Genomic DNA, 21,758 nt, shown 5'->3' on the forward strand with positions numbered 1-21,758 from the left:
CGGGCCTTGCCCCACCGATGCATCGTGGCGCCGAAGGAAGTCTGCACGCCTAGACGAGGTATTCGCGTATGGAATCAAGCAGGGCCCGGCCGGGGTTGGTGGAGAACCACCGGGTATGACCGAGAAAACAGGTGTCATAGCACCAGTCGGCATCGGAACGGCGATGCGTGCCGTTCATGTAGTATCCGATCCAATTCAGTCCCGCCTCCGCCTGCCTGATGGCCAGCATGTCCGGCAGGATGGCCTTCTCGTCATCGCTTAATGGGCGTACGCTGCAATATCCCTCGATCAGGGCCTTCGCCACATCCGGTCTGTACGCCTCCTCATGGCCGTCCATCACATCAAGCCATTGGATGGAGTGGCGTTCAAGAAGCATCGCCAAATCGAAGAGGGCCGTGTTGCGGTCGGACAGACCGAAGTCGAACACCGCCGTCGGTCCTGTGCCCGACCAGAGGAAATTGGAGATATGCGGATCGCCGTGGGTCCAGGAGGACGGAAGTGCGCTGTACCGGGACGCTATACGTGAGGCGTATGGTTGCACCACTTGCGCGTCACGGGTGAGGTCCCGCCCGCTCATCGTCAGATACGCGGTGACTGCGGGCCGTTGCGCGAGCCAAGCTTTCATGGCCGCATCCACATCGTGCTGTGCGAAGAGGCCGAATCTGTTCGTCATGCCGTTGGCCTTCAGCGCCGCTTCGTCGAAGCCGACCGAGACGCGGTTCATGGCGGCGACGAAGGCGCCGAGTTTTCGTGCCTCATCCAAGGTCTTCGGCGGATCCCAGCTCAGTGCCTTCGTGTAGCGATCCTCTCCCGAAGCAACGGGATATGCCTCGTATGCCATATCTCCGATGACCGCGACGGTGTCGCTCCGGGGATCGACGTGCAGACCCTGAGCGTTGTCGCTTGCGAAGTGGAGGAACCGCGGCGTGGATATCCCACGGTCGGCTAGATACGCGGCGAAGCGGTGATATGGCGCGATGGTTTCGACATCGCGCACCGAGCGGGCATAGCGTTTGACGAATATCGTCCCGTGATCGCTGCGCACCAGGGAACTGGATGCGGTCGGTCGGGCGCTGTGAGCCACGATGCTACTGGCATGCACGGTTCCGGTGAGTGCAGCGAGCACGGTCGTCGCCTCGGGAAGGTCGATGTCGGGCCAACGCTGGACGACGATCTCAAGCTGCGGGTTGTTCTCAGCATCCATGCTTCGGCTCTCCGGCCCTGATGCTGGTGATGCATATACTCTTCGACACGATGGATCCTTCTCGTGACATGCCCGGAGAAGGCTTGTTCCCCACCTCATATCCCGGGCAGCGGCGTCACAGGAGAGTACGCAGAGAAAGCGATGACTTCGTTCGACGGTATTAGCCGTGTCACGTTCAACGGTCGGAGATCGAATCTCCCTCTCAGCTTTTCAGCTCCCGTGCATTAACACCACCGAGCGTAAACACACATCGCGACAGGACGCCAGCGTGCCGAAGCCCTCATTCATGGCGGTCATCGCGTCGTCACATTGTCGGATGCCGTCTCGGGGCATCCGGATCCCTAAAGCAGTCGGGCTACCTCGAAGCGTTCCAGCGTCACCAGGGTGTCGTCGTCAATCGTGAACTCCTCACCGAATTCTTCGCGGTATTCCGGGGAATTCCAGAAATCGGCATGGACTTTGCGCCACCCGGCCGCGTCCGTGTACCCCTCGCCCTCATCTATGGCATGGCGGTCGTCAACGTCGATGAAGCGTTTGTTTTCGATCGAGGTATAGCGCAGGATCGCCAGATCATGGCCATGCGAATCGATGAGCATGCTGAGATCACCCGCTTTCGGGATCTCCTCGTTGAGGATCCCGAATTCCCTGTGCAGGCAGGCGGTGCTGGTTTTGCGCCCCTCAAGGATCGAAGCGACCAGGGCATCGCGAACCGGACCCGGGTACGCGAATTCGTCTTTCGGGATGCGGGCCATCTCCTCTGGTGTCAGCGCGTCAATATCAATATCGTGGTCTCTGCCTGTGGTCATGCGCTTCACTGTAACAGTCGGATGCCACCGCGAATATGCGTGTGGCCCACCCCGAAACAGGGGCGGGCCACACAAGCTCACGTATATGTGTGCGGACTACTGTTCCAGATCCGCCGGTGGCACATCATATGTCACATCGTCAGTGGAGACGGGGGTGCCTGAAACCGGCCCATCCTGCTTCGTCTTCTTCACAGGGATATCGGGATTTGAAGATACAGGCGCATCGTTGACGGGGACTCCGTTGACGGTTGGCTGCTCTTGCTTGTTCTTCTCAGTCATACGACCACTCCTTTTGGGATTGATTCCGATGAACAGTTGTCAAACTACTCTCCATGCGAGAACAAGACTTTGCTCAGAGGGCAACCTTGCCGATTCAAAGGCCCGGCATACCGCTGAATGGATCGGATGTTGCATGCCGTGGAGTGCTTGGCTCAGATGAGCAGCCTCATCAGGTTCCTGCACAGCCGCGTCAGGTTCCTGGCTCCTGAGGACAGGGCCTCATCCAGTGGGATAACACCCGGCGTGATGCTGAAGATCGCATCGATGCCCTGATCGTACAGGTCTTCGGCGCCCGTTCCGATCGAAGCGGTGACCCCGATCACCTTGCATCGGGGCGCAGCCGCTTTCACGGCCCTAGCCACACCGATAGGGGCCTTGCCCATGCCGCTTTGCGCATCCATGCGACCTTCTGCGACGAAGCAGTAATCGGCATCCGCGGCAAGTTCCTTGAGGTGGGTGAGCTCTATGACGATATCTATGCCGCTGCGTATCGACGCATCGGTAAAGGCCATGAATCCGGCCCCCATGCCACCTGCGGCCCCGGCACCGGGAATGGTGTCGATGTCACGCTGCAGCTGTGCGCGGACGACATCCGCGAAGTGCCGCAGTCCCGCGTCCAAGGATCGGACCATGGCGGGGCTCGCGCCCTTTTGCGGGCCGAAGACGGCTGATGCCCCCTGTCGTCCGGTCAGTGGGTTGCCGACATCCGAGGCGAGCGTGATCGTGGTTTCCGAGAGTCTCGGATCGATGCCGGAGATGTCTATGGTGTGCAGGGAGGAAAGCGCCCCGCCTCCGAAAGGAAGTGACCTGCCTTGCCTGTCGAGTAGCCGTACCCCCAGCGCCTGGGCCATGCCCGCGCCGCCGTCGTTGGTGGCGCTGCCTCCCAGACCGACAATGATGTTGCTGGCCCCGCGGTCGAGTGCATCGCGGATGAGTTCCCCTGTGCCGAATGATGTTGCGGTCATCGGGTCCATCGAGACGGCGTCCACCAGGTGCATGCCGCTTGCCGATGCCATTTCGATCACAGCCGTAAGTGCTTCCGCACTATGTCCCAGGTCGTCGTGCGCGTCGCAGGGCCTGGCGTTATGAATGCCGCTATGTGTTGTATCGCCGAGCAATCCATAAGAGGCATCGACTCGCGCCCCCGTCGGCCCGGTGACATGCGTGGAGATGATGCGGGCCTGATGATCGGTGTCATCGCTGTGGTCGGTGACGGTGCGCGCCCGGCCCAGGCAACTCATCAGGGTCTCGACGGTGCCTTCACCCCCATCCGCCACCGGCAGCAGGATGCAATCGGCCTGTGGTGCTATCTGTCGGATGCCCTCGGCTATTGCCTGTGCGGCCTCCGGCGCGCTGAGCGATCCCTTGAAGGAGTCGGGGGCGATGAGGATTTTCATGCTTGTTGCCAGGGCAGAGCCTGTGGGCCTTTAGTGCCGACTGGCGCCCTCAGAGCTCGGAATTGGACTGTTCGCCCGTGCTTTTCTCGGGCAGCAGGCCGCATCCCAGACCCAGAAGACCTGCGATAAGACCGCAGACTCCTGCAGCCGGGCCAGGTGTTGCAAGTGAAAGAGCGAGGCTGACCGCTCCGAATGCCAGGCTGACGGCCCCAATGATGATTCTTACATGCATGATCGTGAATCCCCTCCAAGCGAATGCCCGGACTGATGCCCGACGGCAAGGCTTCAATGCTTTTCCAACACATTCAGCTTAACAGCGTTAGTGTCCGCTGCCTGTATTCGGCCGATTCGATAGGGGACTTCGGGTGCCGATGCCTGCCTCAGCGGCCGATTACGCTGACGAACACCGCGAGAAGGTAGACGAGGGACAGCACGATGCCGATGATGGCGAGACCCTGCATCCTCCGTGACCGGGCGGCACCCAGGATGCCGAATGCCAGGGATACCAAGGCCACGGCGGTTGTGGTGAACGCGGGATAGGGGAGGTTCGGATGGATGACCGCGAACAGACCCAACACGAAGGATGAGATGCCCAATACGGATAGCCGTCTGTTTTCGCGCCTGCGCATCTGCTTTCGAGTTTGAGACATGGGATTCATCTTAGCGAATGCCGATATCCGATAAGAGCATCGCAGCCGTCGATACCTGCCCGGTGGCTCGCGCCTTCCATGGGCAGGGGTGGGAGTCCTCTAGTCGACCAGATCGCCGTCATCGCGACGGGCGATTTCGATTTGCTCACGCATCCATACGCGTTCGGCAGGATTGATATCCATGCTGTCCAAATATTTCTGATACACCGGGTAGAAGGTTCGCAGAACCGGGTAGAGCGCGTAGAGCGTGTGTTCGGGCTTCTCGGTCCTCCAGTGCTGCGGGTGCGCGTCAAAAGTGTTCTTGAAACGCTTCATATAGCTGCGGAAGGAGGAGAATGAGGTATCCATGCGACGTGCGCTCATACCTGCGATCATGCGCGGGGAGTACACGGTTTTGTAGCCTTTGCCGAGCAGATGGAGGGAGATGTCGACATCCTCGTGCATCACGTCGGATTCGTCGCGGCACACCTCGCCGGCGATGCTTTGCCACGCCGAGGCCCGAATGGCCATATTCGAACCGAAGAGCAGATAATGTCCGCCATCGGCACGGTAGGTGCTCTGCCGGATGCGGTTGTCACCTTTCAGTCCGATGCGCTTTCCCGGCATGTCGTAATAGACCACCGGACCGGTCGCGCCCATCGCTTCCGGATCCTCGGTGAATATGCCGGAAACGACTTCCGCCCAGTCGGGCTTGAGCATGCAATCGGCATCCACCCGACCCAGCACATCACCGGTCGCATGGTTGAGCCCGCAGTTCCTTGTGGGAATAAGACCCTGTTCATCATCCTGATGCAGTAAACGAACATTATCGTCGGGGTGTTCGGCGATGAATTCCTCCGTGACTGCGGCGGTTCTGTCGGTGGAGCGATTATCCACCACGATCACCTCGTGGGGTGGCATCGTCTGCCTGGTGGCATTGAGCAGGCAGTCCGTGATGCGTTCTTCTTCGTTCCATGCGGGAATGACTATCGAGACGGTCAGCATATTTTCTAGGATACGTGCCCGGGCATACACGCCGCTTCGAAGCATGCTGCGGCTGGGCTGATTGTGTGCTTGATACGGCGATAATCAGGCCCGATGTCAGTTCAGAGGACATAATGGTATTCATGAGCGCTCAAGACAATCAACAGTTCGATCTGGCTTCGGTGTTCCCCAACAAGGGAGATGCTCGAAGGCCGCCTGAGTGGTACGGAAGGGCGTTGCTGTACACGGCAATAGCCGTGTACCTCGCATGGTTCATCTTCAGTTCCTGGGGAAAAGTCGAATTCGTCGTTCTTGACATCATCATCTCCATTTTCATCGCGCTCGCCTTGGAGCCGCTGGTCCAGGCGATGGTGCGGCATGGTTGGCGCAGGGGCGCAGCCGCGGCGGTGTCACTGGTCGTTCTGGTGCTTGTCGTCATCGCATTGCTGGTGATGTTCGGCAATATGTTCGTGCAGCAGGTGACCGGCATGCTCGATGGTCTGCCGGATTTCTACGATCAGATGGCTAAGACCATCGAGCAGCAGACCTCATGGCAGCTGCCGGCGATGTCGGATCTCGGCAACGAGATCGTCAAGAACATCCAGAGCTCGTGGGTCACTGATTTTGCCGGGCAGGCCATCTCCACGACGATGGGCTTCCTCAGTTTCCTGTTGAACTTCCTTACGGTTCTGCTGGTGACCTATTACATCTGCGCCGCAGGTCCGAAGATGCGCAGAAGCGTATGCCAGTGGATGAGCCAGAAAAGCCAGCGCAAATTCGTGCTGGTGTGGACCGTCGCGCAGGATCAGATCTCCAGCTTCCTGTTCAGCCGTACCGTTCTTGCAGTGATCAACAGCGTGTGCATGTCGATATTCATGGTCATCATGCATGTTCCCTATTGGCTGCCGCTCGCCATCTTCTGCGGCTTGGTCTCGCAGTTCGTGCCCACGATCGGCACCTACATCGGCGGCGCGTTGCCGATACTCTTCGCATGGGGCAGCAACGGCCTGATGGTGGCGCTGAGTGTGCTGATCTTCATCGTCGTGTACCAGCAGATTGAGAATCTGATCTTCCTGCCCGCGGTCTCCCAGCGGACGATGGATCTCAATCCCGCCATGGCATTCCTATCCGTGCTGGTGCTCGGATCCGTCTTCGGGGCGCTCGGCGCCTTTCTCGCCTTGCCGGTCGCCGCAAGCTTCCAGACCATATTCAAGACCTATACCAAGCGCTATGAGTTGATAGACTCCCCGCTGATGCAGGATCCCAAGCCCGTGAAGAAATCCAAGGTGGTCGCTGGTGCGGAAGCCTTCAACGAGCATGTGATTCAGCCTGTCGCCAGCCGTATGCCGCGTGCCGCGAGCGGGTCGAGTGCCAGAGTGGTCGTCGGGGACGATGAGGTGACGAAACTGCGTGACCAGCTCTATACCCCTCCGACCGCCGAAGCGCTGGACAGTTCCGAGACGATCGCGATTCCGAAAAACAAATCGGAGCATCGTCAGAAGGGTAAATCAGCCCTGAAGGGATTGGACGACGGCAGTGCCGATGCCGATTCCGGCGACGGCGTTGACGGCCCATCCTCCTCTGAGGGGAAACCCGTATCGAAGCCCGACAACACTAATCCAAGGAACGACTGGCGCTAATGGCTCTGCTGAACATTCTTGACGTAATTCTGATGATTCTGGGTGTTGTGGGCATTCTGTACCAGGCCGTCTGCATTCTGACCTCCTTCTTCGCCCGTCCTGTCACCTTTGCCGAGGCTCCCAAGGACAAGCATTTCGCCGTGCTCATCTCGGCGCGAAACGAGGAACTGGTGGTGGGCAACCTCATCGATTCCGTGAGGGCCCAGACCTATCCCGGCGAGCTCATCGACATATGGCTGGTCGCGGACAACTGCACCGACGATACCGCCGGGCTCGCCCGCTCGAAGGGATGCCATGTGGTGGTCCGAGACAACCTCAAGGAGGTCGGCAAGGGGTATGCGCTGACCTATCTGCTCAATCACATCATCGACTCCCAGTACTCGCACACCTACGACGCCTTCTTCGTATTCGATGCGGATAACCTGCTCGACAAGCATTACATCGAGGAAATGAACAAGGCATACCAGTCCGGCTTCAAGATCCTGACGAGTTACCGTAACTCCAAGAACTTCTCCGAGAACTGGGTATCCTCCGGTTCCGCGCTCTGGTATATCAGGGAATCGAGATTCCTGAACTCCTCCCGTATGGTCTTCGGATCGAGCTGCCACGTCGGTGGGACGGGCTTCATGTTTTCCAGGCAGATCATGGAACGCAACAATGGCTGGAAGTTCCATCTGCTGACGGAGGATCTGGAATTCACGATGGATTCGGTGTTGCATGGGGACCGCATCGGGTATTGCGGCACCGCGATCCTGTATGACGAGCAACCGGTCACCTTCAGGCAGAGCTGGCGTCAACGCGTGCGTTGGAGCAAGGGATTTCTGCAGGTCTTCCGTTATTACGGTCCGAGCCTGATCAAGCGGGCCATACGGGAACGTGACTTCTCGGCGGTGGATCTGACCCTACTGATCTGTCCATTCACGGCTCTGGGAACGATCCGGGTGTTTCTGGGAGCCTTGTTCGCGATGTTCGGATTCGTCTCCTGGGGTGGGCAATTCTCCGCACTAGGCAGTTGGGCCAGTGGCATAGCGTTGAGCATGCTGACGATGATGGGGCTTGCCGCGCTGACGATCATCGCCGAACGCAACCGCATCGGCGCTTCGAACAAGGAGCTCTTCGCCTACTGCCTCAGCTTCCCGATCTACATGCTCAGCTACATCCCGATCTCCTTCATGGCCATATTCTCGAAGCCGGAGTGGAAGCCGATCCAGCACAGAGGCCAGTAAGCATCCTCGGCGTGCGGTCACGGCAGGCGGGGCTCTCGGTCTTGCTATGGTTGAGATATGAGCACACCACAAGAGTCCATGCCAATTGTTCCGCCAATCCAGATGCCGTCGGCATCTGCACCTTCCGAACAGAGACAGGGGATGCAGGGGGAACCCGGTGCCCTTCCACAGGAGCGTCAGTATCAGCCCCAGCAACAGTTCATGAATCCCGACACGGGCGCGGCCGTGTCCATTCGTGGCCTAGCCAAACAGTTCGAGGGGAAGATCGCGGTCAATGGTCTGTCACTCGACATTCCCATCGGATCCTTCTACGGCCTGGTGGGACCCAATGGTGCCGGAAAAACGACCACACTCAATATGCTGACCGGCCTGCTGGTGCCGGATGCGGGTATCGCACTGATCCTCGGCAACAATGTGTGGGCCGACACCAACCACATCAAACGCATGATCGGCGTGATGCCCCAACCCGATCAGATCTTCGACAGACTCACGGGCATGCAGCTTCTTATCTATTCAGGGATGCTCAGAGGTATGGCCCGGGCCGAGGTCCAGAGCCGTGCGCAGGACCTCCTGCATGCCTTTGACCTCATCGATGCCGCCAACACGATGGTCAGTGACTACTCGGCGGGTATGACCAAGAAGATCTGCCTGGCAACGGCGATGATCCACAGTCCGCGGATTCTGGTGCTCGACGAGCCCTTCGAATCGGTCGACCCCGTTTCGAGCGCGAATCTGAAGGATATCCTCATCGAGTATGCCCAGACCGGAGGCACCGTCATCATCTCCTCGCATGTGATGTCCCTCGTGGAGAAGATGTGCACCCACGTGGCCATCATCAACCGTGGCCAGGTCGCGGCGGCGGGAACGGTGCACGATGTCGCCGCCGGAGGCGAACTTGAGGACCGCTTCCTTGAGCTGGTCGGAGGGCGCCATCAGGCGGCGCATCTGTCGTGGCTCGACGGCGGGAACAGAGGGGATGGTCAGACACCCCAAACTCAGATGCCAATCCAGCAGATGCCAGGCCAGCAGATGCCGAATGCTCAGGGAACGGTGAACGGTCGATGAAGGGCACTATGACGATTGTGCGTTTGCGCTGGGCCCTGACTTTCGCGGCGATGCGAAAATCATCCTGGCAGACCATCGGATACATCATCGGCCTGCTGATGGGTGTGGGAACGGTTGTGGGCGTGGGTGTGGGGGCCTGGTATCTAGGGGACCTCGATTTCGCCAATGGCACCTCATGGGATTATTCCTTGATGCACACGGTTATGGTGCTCGGCGGCAGCTTGGTGTGCATATTCACCGCCATCGTGCAGCTGATGCTCATCGGTGAGGGCTCCACGCTGAATCCGAAGAAATTCGCTTTATTCGGCATCCCGGATAAAACCCTGCAGAGCGGTCTGACCCTGGCGGGGCTTTCGGGCACACCGGCGATCGCCGGACTGCTGTCATTGCTGCTGCTTCCCCTGGCATACAGAAGTCTGGGCCCGGTGATCGTCATCACCGCGATCCTGGCGGCACCTCTTGCCATCATCACGATCACGAGCTTCTCGAAGCTCATCATCGCGCTCGCGACCACCATGCTGCATTCACGTCGTAGCCAGGCGACGCTGTACATCGTGGTCATGGTCATCTTCATCGCGTTGTGCAACCTGCCGAATGTGGTCATCAACTCCGGCAATCCCGAGCACATCACCCTGACGCCCTTCCAGATGATGGCGGGGATATTCGCCTGGACGCCTTTCGGCGCGGCATTCCAACTGCCCTTTGACGCGTTTGACGGCAACTGGCTCGCCTTGGTGATCAGGGTCCTGATCCTTGTGGCGACCTGGGTGCTGTGCTTCGCGCTCGGTGTCTGGTGTCTGGCGCGTGACCGCCGCTATGCGGGCGAGTCGGAACGTGTGAAAAGCGTCAAGGGCATCGGATCCTTCTCCTGGATGCCGGACTCGACTTCGGGGGCCATCTCGGCGCGTCTGCTCAGTTACCTGCGTCGCGATCCCAGGCAGGCCATGTTCCTGCTGTTCCCGGTGATCTTCCTGGTGCTGTTCGCCCTGCAATCGGCCAACCTCCCTGAAATGGTCTGGATGGCTCCTGTGTTGTCGGCGCTCTTCATGATGATGTCCGAGGCGAACGGCCTCGCCTATGACGGAAGAGGTTTTTCCATGCAGGCGATCATCGGCGTGAGCGGCCGCAACGACCGTCTCGGACGTGTCCGGGTCTTCGCGGTGATGGGTTTCGTGTATCTGCTGGCCGTCAGCATCGTAGCCGCCATCGTTTCCAAGTCATGGACGAGTCCGACGGGAATCACCATCGCGATCGTCTGCACGGGATGTTCCCTGGGGCTGTTCTTCGCAGGCTTGGGACTGGCCGAGATTCTCTCATGCGTGTTCATGTATCCCGTCGCCAGCATGGACAAGCCCTTCTCATCGCCGCAAGGCAGGGCCATCGCCCAGGGCTTCTTCCCCTTCATCCATATGTTCGCCTGTCTGCTGTCGCTGCTGCCGACAGGGATCGTCGCGATCATACTGGCGGTGAGCGCTTCGAGCGGCATGCTCTGGATTCTCGCCCCGGTGGCACTGGCCAATGGTCTGCTGTTCCTCTACCTCGGGGTGGTGCTTGGTGGCAGACTGATGGATGCCAGGCTGCTCAAGATCGTTACCACACTCGACGGCTTCGCCGCCTTGCAGAAATAGCATGAAGGAATGAGTAGAGCTGTTGTCTTCACACATGGTGTCCTCAAATGATGACGAGTCCCCGGCGGCGGGTATGACGCCCGCTGCGGGTGCGGCGAAGAAAACGCACCACCCGGGCAGACTGCTCACGGTGACGGTGAGCGTGGTGCTCACGCTGGCGTTGGGCGTGGCCTATGTTATCGGCGATGCATACGATGTTCTGCCCGGTTCACTCACGCTCACAGGGGTGTCACGTCCCGAATTCACGCGCGCCCAGAGCGCATTCAAGGCATCGACGATTGTCGGGCAGATGGAGGAAGGCAAAACGGTCGACTCCGCTGCGGCGACGTCCCTGATGAACTCGCTGCTTTCCGCGGAAGGCGTGGGAAGCGACATCTCGGTGCTGATCGGTGACGGCTCGGGCAAAACGGTCGTCGAACACAACAGCGGCGCCGCAAGGGAGCCGGCATCCACACTGAAGACCCTGACGGCATTCACCGCCTCAAGCGTGCTCGACATGAACTCGACGCTCGATACCGAGGTCTATCTCGATCAGAGCAAGGGCACTTCAAGCGCGAAGCTGGTGCTCAAAGGCAACGGCGACATGCTGCTGGGCGAGGGGGCCAACGACTCCGACCACATCAACGGTCGTGCAGGTCTCGGAACACTGGCCAAGGAGGCGGCCCAGGCACTGGCGGCACGAGGCATCAGCGCGGTCGAATTGTCCTATGACGATTCATTGTTCGGCACGGACAGGAAGCCTTCGGGCATCGAGGAGAACGATGCGGAATGGCGCTACTTCACCCCCGTCTCTTCAATGGCGGTGGATGGCGGCAGACAATGGACGGATGTCGCCAAGGGGAGTGACCCCGATGTCGAGTCCGGCTATCCGACCCGTTCCACACAGACCGCATCCGATACGGCGCAAAGCTTCGCACAGCAGTTGCGCAACAACGGCATCACGGTCACAGGCAGCGTCTCCACAGGAACGGTACCCTCAGGCATCTCGGCATTGGTGAAGGTCAGTTCGGCTAAACTCTCCGAGATCATGGCCTTCATGCTGCGCAACTCGGATAATACCGAGGCTGAGTTACTGGGCAGGCTGAGCGCCATCAAACTGGGGACCCAGAACAGCTCCAAAGGCGCGGTGCAGGCGGTCGAGCAGACCTTGAGCGCGGCGAAGATCAGCACCGCGGGGCTGCAGATGGCCGATTGCTCCGGATTGACACCGGGCTCCACGGTGAGTGTGAAGACATTGGACGAGGTGCAATACCACTTCATCACCGCCGGGAACAATACCACCGCGGCGGCGGAAGGCATGTCGATCGTGGGTCTGGTGGGCACGGCGGCCAAACGCGGCACCAGCGCTTCCGCCAATGGTCTGCTGCGTGTGAAAACCGGCACCCTGAGCGGTGTGACCTCGATGGCGGGCAATGTCTCACGTGAATCCGGTGGCGTACTGACCTTCGCGGTCATCATCAACAACCCTGAAAACGAATGGTCGGCCACACAGGCGATCAACGCCTTCATCACCAAATTGCCCACGCTCTAAGGTCGAAGATGGCATATTCCGCAGATATCAAAGCGATGATCGGAGCCGTACGCTCATGCCTGGAACAGCGGGGCATAACACGGCAGTCCGAGCGTTTCATCAGTCATGGTCTGCACGAGGCCGATCAGAACAGCCCCCTGATACTCGTGGCATGCTCAGGTGGCAGGGATTCCATGGCGCTCGTCTCGATCGCGCACACGGTCTGTGGCATGCTCGGTCTTCGCTGCGGTGCCATCATCGTCGACCACGCATTATTCCCCACCTCGGCCGAAGTCGCACAGGAGGCGGCCGGACGTTGCGCCGAAATCGGTGTCCGGACCGTGGAGGTGCGGCGGATAAGCGTCGAACGCGGCAGAGCGGGAATCGAGGCAGCGGCACGCGAAGCGCGATACGCCGCGATCTGCGATGCGGCCCGTGAGCTCGACGCGGCGCTGGTGCTGCTCGCCCACACGCAGGACGACCAGGCGGAAACCGTGCTGATGGGTCTGCTCAGAGGAGGGGGTCTTGATGCGCTCGCAGGCATGCCCAAGCTCATGTGTCGTGAGGGGGTTTCATTTGCACGTCCGTTGCTGGCATTCAGCAGGGAACAGACGACACAGGCCTGCCGGGATCTGGGCATCGGGTGGTGGGACGACCCGAGCAACGGTGAGGGGACTGAGGGGTCCCTGGATGCGGGATACCCGCTCAGATCGCGTGTGAGACATGATCTGATCCCGATGATCGACGCCTTCGTCGGTGCGAGGATCGCCCCGTCGCTCGCCGCAGGAGCGCAGTCTGCGGCATTGGACGCCGATTTCCTTGATGATCAGACCGAGGGTTTGTTCCGGCGTGTTGTCAATACCGGACGCGACGCGGAGGGGGAGGCCCTGGTGCGTGTTGACGCCCATCAGCTCGCCGCATCACACCCGGCCATAAGGCTCAGGGTGTTCTCGCGATGCCTGGAAACACTGGGTTTGCCCACCGCGCGCAAACAGATCGAAGCGCTCGATCACTGTACGGTCAGCTGGCATGGGCAGGGTCCCATAGCCTTGTCCAGCGGGTATTCAGCATCCAGACAGGGGCACGTCATTCTCATATGCAAAGATGGTGGGCATGCAAATCGCTGATATTCAATCGGATATTGACCACGAGTTGGTTTCGAAGCAACAAATCGACGCGAAGATCAAATCAGTAGCCAAACAAGTAAGTATCGATTATGCCGACGAGCCACCGCTGTTGGTGGCCGTGCTCAAGGGGGCGGTGAATACCCTGACCGCTTTTTCGCAAGCCCTGAGCATCCCGGTGCAGATGGATTTCATGAGTCTTTCCAGCTACGGGAATGGGACCGAAAGCACTGGAACCATTACCGTTCGTCAGGATCTGAGCGTTGATGTTCGCGGCAGGCACATTCTCATAGTCGAGGATATTGTTGATTCAGGCCGGACGTTGAATTGGCTTATGGGTGAGCTGAGAGATAGAGGAGCGGCTTCGGTGGAGGTCTTCGCCTTATTGGAGAAGCCTGCGCGGCGTGAAGTCGAATTTGATGTGAAGTACCGGGGTTTCGAGATTCCGGACGAGTTCGTGGTGGGATTCGGCTTGGATTACTGCGAAGAGTACAGGAATCTTGATTCCATAGCGGTGCTTAAACCACAGGTGTATCAAGGAGAACATGCATGAGCTACCCTCAAGGGCCGCAGCAGCGACCGCCAACAGGCAATGGTGGCAATCGGCCGGGGAACGGCAACAATCCCTTCAACAAGCAGGGCGGTAACGACAACGGCCAGATGCCGGCGAACCGACCGTTCTGGCAGATGCCTGTACTCTGGCTCGTCGTGCTGGGCCTGCTGTTCGCAGTGGCCCTGCAGCTCTTCTCCATGGGAGGGCCGAAGACCATCGACACCAAGGACGGCTTCGATCTGCTGTCCAAAGGTGAGGTGACCTACGCCGAGATCACCGAAGACAAGCAAGTGGTGACGCTGAAGCTTAAGGACGACTTCACCAAAACCAACCAGAGCACCGGCAAAACCGAGAACATGGGCAAGAACGTCCAGTTCTACTATGTCTTCGCTCAGGGCGGCCAGGTGGTTCAGGCCATCGACAAGGCGAATCCCTCAGCCGGATTCAATTCGATTGTGCCGCAGACCAGTATCTGGTCGAGCCTGCTGGTCAGCATGCTTCCTCTGCTCATCATCATGGGTGTCTTCTGGTTCTTCATGAGCCGTATGCAGGGAGGCTCGGGCGGGCTCTTCGGCATGGGTGGCAAGAAGAACTCGGGCAAGCTGCTCGATGGTAAGACCCCGAAGACCAAATTCGCCGATGTCGCCGGTGAGGCGGCCGCGGTGCAGGAGGTCGAGGAGATCAAGGACTTCCTCAAGGATCCTTCGAAGTACAAGGCCCTTGGTGCCAGGATCCCCAGGGGTGTGCTGCTGTACGGCCCTCCAGGAACAGGTAAGACGCTGCTGGCCAGAGCGATCGCCGGTGAGGCGGCCGTTCCCTTCTACTCGATGGCGGGTTCCGACTTCGTTGAAATGTTCGTCGGACTCGGTGCCTCCCGTGTGAGGGATCTGTTCGAAGAGGCCAAGAAGACCGCTCCTGCCATCATCTTCATCGATGAGATCGACGCGGTCGGCAGGCGCAGAGGCTCAGGCATGGGTGGCGGTCATGACGAACGCGAACAGACCCTGAACCAGCTGCTGGTCGAGATGGATGGTTTCGACAACGACACGAACCTGATTATCATCGCGGCCACCAACCGTCCCGATGTGCTCGATCCGGCCCTGCTGCGTCCTGGCCGCTTCGACCGTCAGGTCGGCGTTGAGGCACCGGACCTTGAAGGCCGTGAGGCGATCCTCAAGGTGCACGCCAAGGGCAAGCCTTTCGTCCCGAATGTCGACCTGCATATGGTGGCCGTCAGAACACCCGGCTTCACCGGTGCAGACCTGGCCAACGTGCTTAACGAGGCCGCTCTGCTGACGGCCCGCTCCGATGCGCAGCTGATCGACAACCGTGCGATCGACGAGGCCATCGACCGCGTCCAGGCTGGGCCACGCCGCCAATCGAAGGGCATGGCGCTCAAGGAACTGCGCAACACGGCATACCACGAGGGTGGGCATGCTCTGGTTGCGGCTGCGCTGCACAACACCGACCCGGTCACCAAGGTGACGATTCTTCCACGAGGCCGTGCACTGGGCTACACCGCCGTGATGCCGACCGAGGATCGGTATTCGCAGTCGCGCAATGAGCTGCTCGACCAGATGGCCTATGCGATGGGTGGCAGGGCCGCGGAGGAGATCGTCTTCCACGATCCGACCACGGGAGCTTCCAACGACATCGAAAAGGCGACGAAGATCGCCCGCAAGATGGTCGTCGAATTCGGTTTCTCCGCCCGCCTGGGTTCGATCAAATGGGCCGACGACGATGACCAGACCACAGTGATGGATGGTCTTCAGCCTCGCAAGTACTCGGACGAGACCGCTCGGATCATTGATGACGAGGTGCTTGATCTGGTGGAGAAGGCTCATACCGAGGCCTGGAACATCATCAATGAGAACCGCCTGGTTCTCGATGAGCTGGTTCGCCAGCTGCTGGTCAAGGAGACCCTGAACGAGAAGGAGCTCAAAGAGGTCTTCAAGGACCTGAGAATGGCCCCTGAACGCACGGTCTGGCTCTCCAACAGCAACAGGCCTGATTCCGATATCCCTCCGGTCGAGATTCCTGAATCGCTCAAACGCGATGCAGGGTTGCAGCCGGGAGAGTGACCTTTGGTCTAGATCAGAGCATGGACGCAATACAACTGACGGGAATCCAGCCAAGTGACGCTGCAATGGGCGGCGGCACGGCGGCTGGATTCCCGTCTTTCGAAGCCGATGTCACACTCCATATGGATCTGGCCGAAGCAGGGGCGAGCGGCGACATTACTACGACGGTCGACTACGAGCAGATCGCTCGTCGGGTGGCTTCGGCCTTGAAGGCCGGTTCGCATGATCTGATCGAATCCGTGGCCCAAAGCGTCGCCGATGCCGTTCTGTTGTCCCATCGGGTGCATGACGTGGAGGTAACCGTTCGCCAGCACAGGCATATCTCCGGGGTGAGCTTGGGTGAGGTCGCCGTGGTGGTGAATCGCGCGAATGCCGGATCGGCCCTAGCATCCGAGGATGCGGCGTATGCCGACACCCGACTGCCGGAGGGCGGCAAAGCCCCCACGGCCGCTTCCGTGGCCTCAGCCGAGTTGTCCGGACCCGCCCGCTCCGTGCGGGGCGATGATCCTGGGATGCGGATGTCGGGTGATGGCAGGTATGACGAGGAAGGCGCGCAGGAGGCGCTGCGCAAGGCGGAGCGCCATACAGCGGTCATCGCGATGAGCGGTGGCGACCGCAGCGTGGCCGAAGGGGCCTTCAGAACAGCCATTGTGATTCTTGACGGGGTGCCGGGGAGCCAGGTGGTCGGCATCTCCCCGCTGTATTCATATGATGCCGATACCGCGTCTGACTCCGTGCGAACGAGTGCCGTGGTGATTGTGGAATGCGTTGCAGGGCGGCAGGAACTGCTCAGCATCATGCGATCCATCGAATTCGCCCAAGGTCGGGGCGCTCGGGGGAAGGCTTCTGTGGACACCGCAGCCTCCGGGGATGCAGGTGATGAGGAAGCCCCCACGAATCAGCATGCGGCATTGGCGCTGTTACGATACGACGAGGAGAGCGCTCTCACCGGGGAACGGCAAGGGCATGGAGATCGTTCCTCGATCCATCCCGAAGTGCTGGTGGCGTGGCATGAGCTTGACGAGGAAACGTGGGACCAGCAGACAACATCCTCACTGTCCGAGGATGAATTGAATCATGCGGAGCGTTACGCCCGCGTGAATAGGATTTCCGATGAGTGGATTCTTGGAGGCATGTCATGAGAGCGCGTCGCACACCCTGGTGGTATTACGTAGTCGCTATTGCGCTCGGTCTGCTCGCAGGGGCGAGTGTGGTCCGTCTGACGCAAAGCAGTCAGATATCGGTTCTCGGCGCCCCATGGTTCGTCTCCGTGATGCTGCTGCTGGTGGGTGTGGTGGTGCTGTATATGGCCTGGCAGGTGCACCTGTACGTCAAAGGCACGCGCAGGGAGATGGATTCCGCCAGAGCCGTGAACACCCTGGTGATGGCGAAGGCACTCGGGCTTGCGGGCGCAGGCCTTCTCGGATGGTACGGCGGACAGATCCTGATGAGTCTGGCTCATGCCGATGCCCCCTTTTATGCGGAGATCATCAAGGAATGCCTGTTCAGCGCCGGAGCCGCCCTGGTCGATATGATCATCGGCATCATCTCCGAATGGCTCTGCCAGCTACCGCCGAATCAGGGTCCTGAGCATCCGAAGATGAAGGAGGCGCAGCGCCGCAAGCGTGCGGCCGGTGCGGTCAATAGTGAGTTTCGAGGTATTGAACAGCCCCGACCAATCAAATCCCCGCCGCAGGATGCCGCAGGGGGTCACGGCCTTCGACACTGAAAGCAGTGTCGAAGGATTCAGGTCGAAGGATTCAGGCGGCGCTTGGTTGCTGGGGGACGCGGATCATCGCTTCCTGGGCCATTGCGGCGACCAGCTCGCCATCCTGCGAGTAGACCATCGCTTTGCTCAATCCACGGCCATGCGCCGCGGTCGGCGTATCCTGCACATACAGGTGCCATTGGCTCATATCCACGTCGCGGTACCACCACATCGAGTGGTCGAGCGAAGCGAATGAGATGCCGCGTGTGGTCATGCTCAGCCCGGCCCTGCGCAGCACGGGCTCCATCATGATCTGGTCGCAGCCGAGTGCCAGCATCGCACGGTTCATCATCTGCGATCCATCCGCGCCGCCGTCGGTGCGCATCCAGACCATCTGCTTCCCGGAATCCTCGGCCACGGCGTGCTTATCGACCCCGAGCAGGATCGAAGGGGTCACATGCCGGATGTCAAAAGGCGATTTGGTGGCATAGTAATTCGCGAAGGGGGACTGCTCGGCATACGGGGCCATCAGCTCCTTCGCGCTGCTCAGGCCCTCAGGCTCGGGAACATGTTCAGGCATCGGGTCGGCGAATTCCACACCCTGCTGATCGGGTACCTGGAAGCTGGCGATGGCGGTGAGAATCGTACCGTCGGACTGCGTCGCATTGACCCTTCTGGCCGAGAAGGAGCGTCCGTCCCTGAGGTTCTCCACATCGAACAGCACATCCTGATGGATGTCGCCCGCTGCGACGAAGTAGCCATGTATCGAATGGGGGAGCCGACCTTCGGGTACCGTCTTGCCCGCTGCGATCACCGATTGGGCGATGACCTGCCCGCCATACACCCTTCCGGTCGGGAAGTACAGGCTCTCTCCATTGATGTATGTGTGGCTTCGGTATGCTGACGGTTCACCGAGTGTCAACACCTTGACCAAATGCTCCAGAGGAGTCATCGTATCCGCACCTGGCATAGTTCCCCTTCGTTTATTCCACGCATCAATCCGCGTGGACGACTCATGAGTTCTGTTGAACAGTCTATCGGCTGGACGTAAAAAGACCCCTGCGTTTTGTAACGAACAGATGTTACTAGGTAAACGCAGGGTGACATGCTGACGACGTCCGAGGAGCCGAGGATCCGCGTCCTTATCGACGCAGTTTGCGGTGCAGGCGATGAGGCTTGGACGCCTCTTCACCCAGGCGGCTGACCTTGTTCTCCTGGTAGGCCTGGAAGTTCCCTTCGAACCAATACCAGTTCGCCGGATCCTCGTCGCTGCCCTCCCAGGCGAGGATATGCGTCGCGATGCGGTCGAGGAACCATCGGTCGTGGGAGATCACCACCGCGCATCCCGGGAAACCGAGCAGGGCGTTCTCAAGGCTCTCCAGGGTCTCCACATCAAGGTCGTTGGTGGGCTCATCAAGCAGCAGCAGATTGCCGCCCTGCTTCAGCGTGAGCGCCAGGTTCAGACGGTTGCGTTCACCTCCGGAAAGCACCCCCGCAGGTTTCTGCTGGTCGGAGCCTTTGAAACCGAAGCTGGCGACGTAGGCACGGGTGGGAACTTCGACGCCTGCGACCTCCATGAAGTCGAGTCCGTCCGAAACCACCTCCCAGAGGTTCTTGTTCGGATCCAGACCTTCGCGGTTCTGATCGACATAGGAGATTTTGACGGTATCGCCGACCTCCAGCTTGCCGCTGGTGACCTCCTCGAATCCGACGATCGTCTTGAAGAGGGTGGACTTGCCGACACCGTTCGGCCCGATTACGCCGACGATGCCGTTCCTGGGCAGGGTGAAGCTCAGATCGTCGATCAGCACACGCTCGCCGAAGGCTTTGTGGATGTGCTCGGCTTCGAGCACCTTCGAACCCAGACGGGGCCCCGGCGGAATCTGGATCTCGGAGAAATCGAGCTTCTTGTTCTGCCTGGCATCAGATTCCATCTGTTCGTAACGCTCAAGACGGGCCTTGTTCTTCGCCTGACGTGCCTTGGGGGAGCTGCGCACCCAGTCCAGCTCGGCGTTGAGACGCTTGGAGAGCTTCGCGTCCTTCTGGCCCTGGACCTCAAGACGCTTGGCCTTGGTCTCCAGATAGGTGGTGTAGTTGCCCTGATAAGGGTAGAGATGGCCGCGATCGACCTCGCAGATCCATTCGGCCACATTGTCAAGGAAATAACGATCGTGGGTGACTGCCAGCACCGCACCCTTATAGGTGTGCAGGAACTGCTCAAGCCACAGGATGGATTCGGCGTCCAAATGGTTGGTGGGCTCATCGAGCAGCAGCAGATCGGGGGCTTCGAGCAGCAGCTTGCACAGTGCGACTCGACGGCGCTCGCCGCCGGAGAGCACGGATACCGGTGTGTCCGAGTCGGGGCACTGCAGGGCGTCCATGGCCTGTTCCAGCTGGCTGTCGAGATCCCAGGCGTCGGCCGCGTCGATCTGCTCCTGAAGCCGGCCCATCTCGGCCATCAGCTTGTCGAAGTCGGCATCGGGATTGGCCATCTCCTCGCCGATCTCGTTGAAACGCCGAATCTTGGCCTTCATCTCGCCGAATGCCTGTTCGATGTTCTCACCGACGGTTTTGTCATCATCCAGCGGAGGCTCCTGCTGCAGAATGCCTACGGTGTATCCCGGGGAAAGCTGGGCTTCGCCGTTCGAGACGGTGTCCAGCCCTGCCATGATCTTCAACAGCGTCGATTTGCCCATGCCATTGGGGCCAACCACACCGATCTTCGCACCGGGAATGAAACTGAGCGTGACGTCGTCGAGAATCACCCGGTCGGCGAAGGCCTTGCGTGCTTTGATCATTTGGTAGATGAAGTCAGCCAACTTGTTCCTGCTCTCACATTGCTTGTTCTTGATTGTCTTTTCTTGAGATTCCCCAACAACAATCCTGTCTTGATATCCGCTACAGCTTAGCTGAAATGCTTGACTGCCGCATGGTGTTCACGCAAGGCATCCGGAGCTTCCGCCGGGCCGGGTGAGGGCTGACCGGGCTTATACGCTTGCCAGCAGATACCTGGGGCGCCCGGTGAGGTCGTCGCCGGTCATGGCATGTGCGAATCCCGTCTTCCAGGCGGCCTCGCGCAGCGGGCTTCCTTGGGATATGTCGTGTTCCATGACGAGTGCGCCACCAGGTCGCAGCAGCGATACGGCCCTGTGAATAATCGCGTTGGGTATGCGCAGTCCATCAGCCGAACCGCCATACAGGGCCATTGCCGGGTCCCAGTTGAGCACTTCCGGCTGTTCGGGCACCTCGGTTTCGGGAATATAGGGAGGGTTCGAGATCACCAGGTCGATGGAGCCATCCAACTCGTGGAGCGTGGCGTCATCTGTGGCATCCGCCATAAGGATCCGGTATCGGGTGGGGGAGATGTCCCCTGCCGCGATCAGACGGTCACGGTTCCTGGCCGTCCATATGCCGGCGTCGGGACTGGCTTCAACGGCCCAGACCTGCGCTTCGGGAATCTCCTTGCACAGGGAGAGGCCGATAGCGCCGCTGCCGGCGCATAGATCCACTATCCTGGGCGCAGCCATCCCGGACTGCCGCAGGAAATCAATGCCGGCCTGCACCACGGTTTCGGTCTCTGGGCGTGGGATGAACACCCCATTGCCGACCTGGACGTCGATGTATCGGAACCACGTGTGCCCCAGGATGTGTTGCAGCGGTTCTCGTCGCTCCCGTCTGGACACCCTTTCGGCCAGGATACCCAGATCGGATGAACGTTGAAGGCCCGTTTCCTCGTGCGCGCCACGATGCGGCGCTTCGGCGAGCGTGGTATTGAGAATCTCCGCCATGCGGATATCAGAACTCTCAATGCCGAGGCTCTCGGACACCAGCATTCTCGCGTCATGATCGGGAGTTTCGATTCCAGCCCTTCGCAGACGGTTCTCGATGTCGCGGAGCAAGACGGCAAGCGGCATGGAAAGATTC

Annotated in this window: 20 protein-coding genes; 10 read left to right on the forward strand and 10 right to left on the reverse strand. The window is 59.8% G+C overall.

What is annotated here, in order from left to right:
• Positions 1 to 49: 49 nt before the first annotated feature.
• From BPSY_RS05770 to BPSY_RS05800, 7 genes are all read right to left on the reverse strand, one after another.
• A complete protein-coding gene (locus tag BPSY_RS05770; protein ID WP_033495106.1) occupies positions 50 to 1,204 on the reverse strand; it encodes a phosphotransferase enzyme family protein in 1,155 nt (384 codons plus the stop codon).
• Between the two features lie 341 nt (positions 1,205 to 1,545).
• Complete coding sequence (locus BPSY_RS05775; RefSeq protein WP_202961779.1) at positions 1,546 to 2,010, reverse strand: ASCH domain-containing protein; 465 nt, start codon at positions 2,008 to 2,010, stop codon at positions 1,546 to 1,548.
• 96 nt (positions 2,011 to 2,106) lie between these two features.
• Positions 2,107 to 2,289, reverse strand: a complete 183-nt coding sequence (locus tag BPSY_RS05780; protein ID WP_033495108.1) for a hypothetical protein — start codon at positions 2,287 to 2,289, stop codon at positions 2,107 to 2,109.
• A 152-nt stretch (positions 2,290 to 2,441) separates the two neighbouring features.
• A complete protein-coding gene (locus BPSY_RS05785; protein WP_033495110.1) occupies positions 2,442 to 3,686 on the reverse strand; it encodes a glycerate kinase in 1,245 nt (414 codons plus the stop codon).
• A gap of 49 nt (positions 3,687 to 3,735) precedes the next feature.
• A complete protein-coding gene (locus tag BPSY_RS05790) occupies positions 3,736 to 3,918 on the reverse strand; it encodes a hypothetical protein (RefSeq protein ID WP_033495112.1) in 183 nt (60 codons plus the stop codon).
• Between the two features lie 148 nt (positions 3,919 to 4,066).
• The gene (locus BPSY_RS05795; RefSeq protein WP_152596776.1) at positions 4,067 to 4,336 is read right to left on the reverse strand and encodes a hypothetical protein; all 270 of its coding nucleotides are present in this window, start codon (positions 4,334 to 4,336) and stop codon (positions 4,067 to 4,069) included.
• A gap of 99 nt (positions 4,337 to 4,435) precedes the next feature.
• Entirely contained in the window at positions 4,436 to 5,320 is an 885-nt protein-coding gene (locus tag BPSY_RS05800; protein WP_033495116.1) for a glycosyltransferase family 2 protein, read from the reverse strand.
• A gap of 122 nt (positions 5,321 to 5,442) precedes the next feature.
• Between BPSY_RS05800 and BPSY_RS05805 the strand changes: the two genes are divergently transcribed.
• From BPSY_RS05805 to BPSY_RS05850, 10 genes are all read left to right on the forward strand, one after another.
• A complete protein-coding gene (locus tag BPSY_RS05805; RefSeq protein ID WP_033495156.1) occupies positions 5,443 to 6,939 on the forward strand; it encodes an AI-2E family transporter in 1,497 nt (498 codons plus the stop codon).
• On the forward strand, positions 6,939 to 8,165 hold the full coding sequence (locus BPSY_RS05810) for a glycosyltransferase family 2 protein (RefSeq protein ID WP_033495118.1): 1,227 nt from the start codon (positions 6,939 to 6,941) through the stop codon (positions 8,163 to 8,165). The genes BPSY_RS05805 and BPSY_RS05810 overlap by 1 nt, the downstream gene beginning before the upstream one ends.
• Positions 8,166 to 8,366: 201 nt before the next feature.
• The gene (locus tag BPSY_RS05815; RefSeq protein ID WP_238556822.1) at positions 8,367 to 9,230 is read left to right on the forward strand and encodes an ABC transporter ATP-binding protein; all 864 of its coding nucleotides are present in this window, start codon (positions 8,367 to 8,369) and stop codon (positions 9,228 to 9,230) included.
• A complete protein-coding gene (locus BPSY_RS05820; protein WP_033495120.1) occupies positions 9,227 to 10,858 on the forward strand; it encodes a hypothetical protein in 1,632 nt (543 codons plus the stop codon). The genes BPSY_RS05815 and BPSY_RS05820 overlap by 4 nt, the downstream gene beginning before the upstream one ends.
• A 73-nt stretch (positions 10,859 to 10,931) precedes the next feature.
• A complete protein-coding gene (locus tag BPSY_RS05825; protein WP_033495163.1) occupies positions 10,932 to 12,389 on the forward strand; it encodes a D-alanyl-D-alanine carboxypeptidase in 1,458 nt (485 codons plus the stop codon).
• Between the two features lie 8 nt (positions 12,390 to 12,397).
• The gene (gene tilS / locus BPSY_RS05830) at positions 12,398 to 13,495 is read left to right on the forward strand and encodes a tRNA lysidine(34) synthetase TilS (RefSeq protein ID WP_033495122.1); all 1,098 of its coding nucleotides are present in this window, start codon (positions 12,398 to 12,400) and stop codon (positions 13,493 to 13,495) included.
• Positions 13,482 to 14,045 (forward strand): hypoxanthine phosphoribosyltransferase, encoded by a 564-nt coding sequence (gene hpt / locus BPSY_RS05835; protein WP_081884279.1) that lies wholly within the window; start codon positions 13,482 to 13,484, stop codon positions 14,043 to 14,045. Before tilS ends, hpt begins: the two co-directional genes overlap by 14 nt.
• On the forward strand, positions 14,042 to 16,126 hold the full coding sequence (ftsH, locus tag BPSY_RS05840; protein WP_033495126.1) for an ATP-dependent zinc metalloprotease FtsH: 2,085 nt from the start codon (positions 14,042 to 14,044) through the stop codon (positions 16,124 to 16,126). Before hpt ends, ftsH begins: the two co-directional genes overlap by 4 nt.
• Positions 16,127 to 16,146: 20 nt before the next feature.
• Positions 16,147 to 17,268, forward strand: coding sequence for a dihydroneopterin aldolase (locus BPSY_RS11025; protein WP_081884280.1), 1,122 nt, complete (start codon positions 16,147 to 16,149; stop codon positions 17,266 to 17,268).
• On the forward strand, positions 17,265 to 17,855 hold the full coding sequence (locus BPSY_RS05850) for a DUF3180 domain-containing protein (RefSeq protein WP_081884281.1): 591 nt from the start codon (positions 17,265 to 17,267) through the stop codon (positions 17,853 to 17,855). Before BPSY_RS11025 ends, BPSY_RS05850 begins: the two co-directional genes overlap by 4 nt.
• Positions 17,856 to 17,886: 31 nt before the next feature.
• Here BPSY_RS05850 and BPSY_RS05855 read toward each other — a convergent pair whose 3' ends face one another.
• The 3 genes from BPSY_RS05855 to prmC form a co-directional block, all read right to left on the reverse strand.
• Positions 17,887 to 18,804: an acyl-CoA thioesterase gene (locus BPSY_RS05855; RefSeq protein WP_033495128.1), complete on the reverse strand. Its 918-nt coding sequence runs from the start codon at positions 18,802 to 18,804 to the stop codon at positions 17,887 to 17,889.
• Between the two features lie 172 nt (positions 18,805 to 18,976).
• Complete coding sequence (gene ettA / locus BPSY_RS05860; protein ID WP_033495130.1) at positions 18,977 to 20,653, reverse strand: energy-dependent translational throttle protein EttA; 1,677 nt, start codon at positions 20,651 to 20,653, stop codon at positions 18,977 to 18,979.
• A gap of 168 nt (positions 20,654 to 20,821) precedes the next feature.
• Positions 20,822 to 21,748, reverse strand: a complete 927-nt coding sequence (prmC, locus tag BPSY_RS05865; RefSeq protein ID WP_033495169.1) for a peptide chain release factor N(5)-glutamine methyltransferase — start codon at positions 21,746 to 21,748, stop codon at positions 20,822 to 20,824.
• Positions 21,749 to 21,758 lie beyond the last annotated feature (10 nt).

It is taken from the genome of Bifidobacterium psychraerophilum (assembly GCF_000741705.1).
In the GTDB taxonomy this organism is placed as follows: Bacteria; Actinomycetota; Actinomycetes; order Actinomycetales; family Bifidobacteriaceae; genus Bombiscardovia; species Bombiscardovia psychraerophila.

What these genes read in the sequence shown, in the direction of transcription:
- BPSY_RS05805 (WP_033495156.1), top strand. Translation starts at nt 5,443, where the DNA reads ATGAGCGCTCAAGACAATCAACAGTTCGATCTGGCTTCGGTGTTCCCC.
- BPSY_RS05775 (WP_202961779.1), bottom strand. Translation starts at nt 2,010, where the DNA reads ATGACCACAGGCAGAGACCACGATATTGATATTGACGCGCTGACACCA.
- BPSY_RS05825 (WP_033495163.1), top strand. Translation starts at nt 10,932, where the DNA reads ATGACGCCCGCTGCGGGTGCGGCGAAGAAAACGCACCACCCGGGCAGA.
- BPSY_RS05850 (WP_081884281.1), top strand. Translation starts at nt 17,265, where the DNA reads ATGAGAGCGCGTCGCACACCCTGGTGGTATTACGTAGTCGCTATTGCG.
- BPSY_RS05800 (WP_033495116.1), bottom strand. Translation starts at nt 5,320, where the DNA reads ATGCTGACCGTCTCGATAGTCATTCCCGCATGGAACGAAGAAGAACGC.
- BPSY_RS05810 (WP_033495118.1), top strand. Translation starts at nt 6,939, where the DNA reads ATGGCTCTGCTGAACATTCTTGACGTAATTCTGATGATTCTGGGTGTT.
- tilS (WP_033495122.1), top strand. Translation starts at nt 12,398, where the DNA reads ATGGCATATTCCGCAGATATCAAAGCGATGATCGGAGCCGTACGCTCA.
- BPSY_RS05770 (WP_033495106.1), bottom strand. Translation starts at nt 1,204, where the DNA reads ATGGATGCTGAGAACAACCCGCAGCTTGAGATCGTCGTCCAGCGTTGG.
- prmC (WP_033495169.1), bottom strand. Translation starts at nt 21,748, where the DNA reads ATGCCGCTTGCCGTCTTGCTCCGCGACATCGAGAACCGTCTGCGAAGG.
- BPSY_RS05815 (WP_238556822.1), top strand. Translation starts at nt 8,367, where the DNA reads ATGAATCCCGACACGGGCGCGGCCGTGTCCATTCGTGGCCTAGCCAAA.
- ftsH (WP_033495126.1), top strand. Translation starts at nt 14,042, where the DNA reads ATGAGCTACCCTCAAGGGCCGCAGCAGCGACCGCCAACAGGCAATGGT.
- BPSY_RS05855 (WP_033495128.1), bottom strand. Translation starts at nt 18,804, where the DNA reads ATGCCAGGTGCGGATACGATGACTCCTCTGGAGCATTTGGTCAAGGTG.
- BPSY_RS05780 (WP_033495108.1), bottom strand. Translation starts at nt 2,289, where the DNA reads ATGACTGAGAAGAACAAGCAAGAGCAGCCAACCGTCAACGGAGTCCCC.
- hpt (WP_081884279.1), top strand. Translation starts at nt 13,482, where the DNA reads ATGCAAATCGCTGATATTCAATCGGATATTGACCACGAGTTGGTTTCG.
- BPSY_RS05820 (WP_033495120.1), top strand. Translation starts at nt 9,227, where the DNA reads ATGAAGGGCACTATGACGATTGTGCGTTTGCGCTGGGCCCTGACTTTC.
- BPSY_RS05785 (WP_033495110.1), bottom strand. Translation starts at nt 3,686, where the DNA reads ATGAAAATCCTCATCGCCCCCGACTCCTTCAAGGGATCGCTCAGCGCG.
- BPSY_RS11025 (WP_081884280.1), top strand. Translation starts at nt 16,147, where the DNA reads ATGGACGCAATACAACTGACGGGAATCCAGCCAAGTGACGCTGCAATG.
- BPSY_RS05790 (WP_033495112.1), bottom strand. Translation starts at nt 3,918, where the DNA reads ATGCATGTAAGAATCATCATTGGGGCCGTCAGCCTGGCATTCGGAGCG.
- BPSY_RS05795 (WP_152596776.1), bottom strand. Translation starts at nt 4,336, where the DNA reads ATGTCTCAAACTCGAAAGCAGATGCGCAGGCGCGAAAACAGACGGCTA.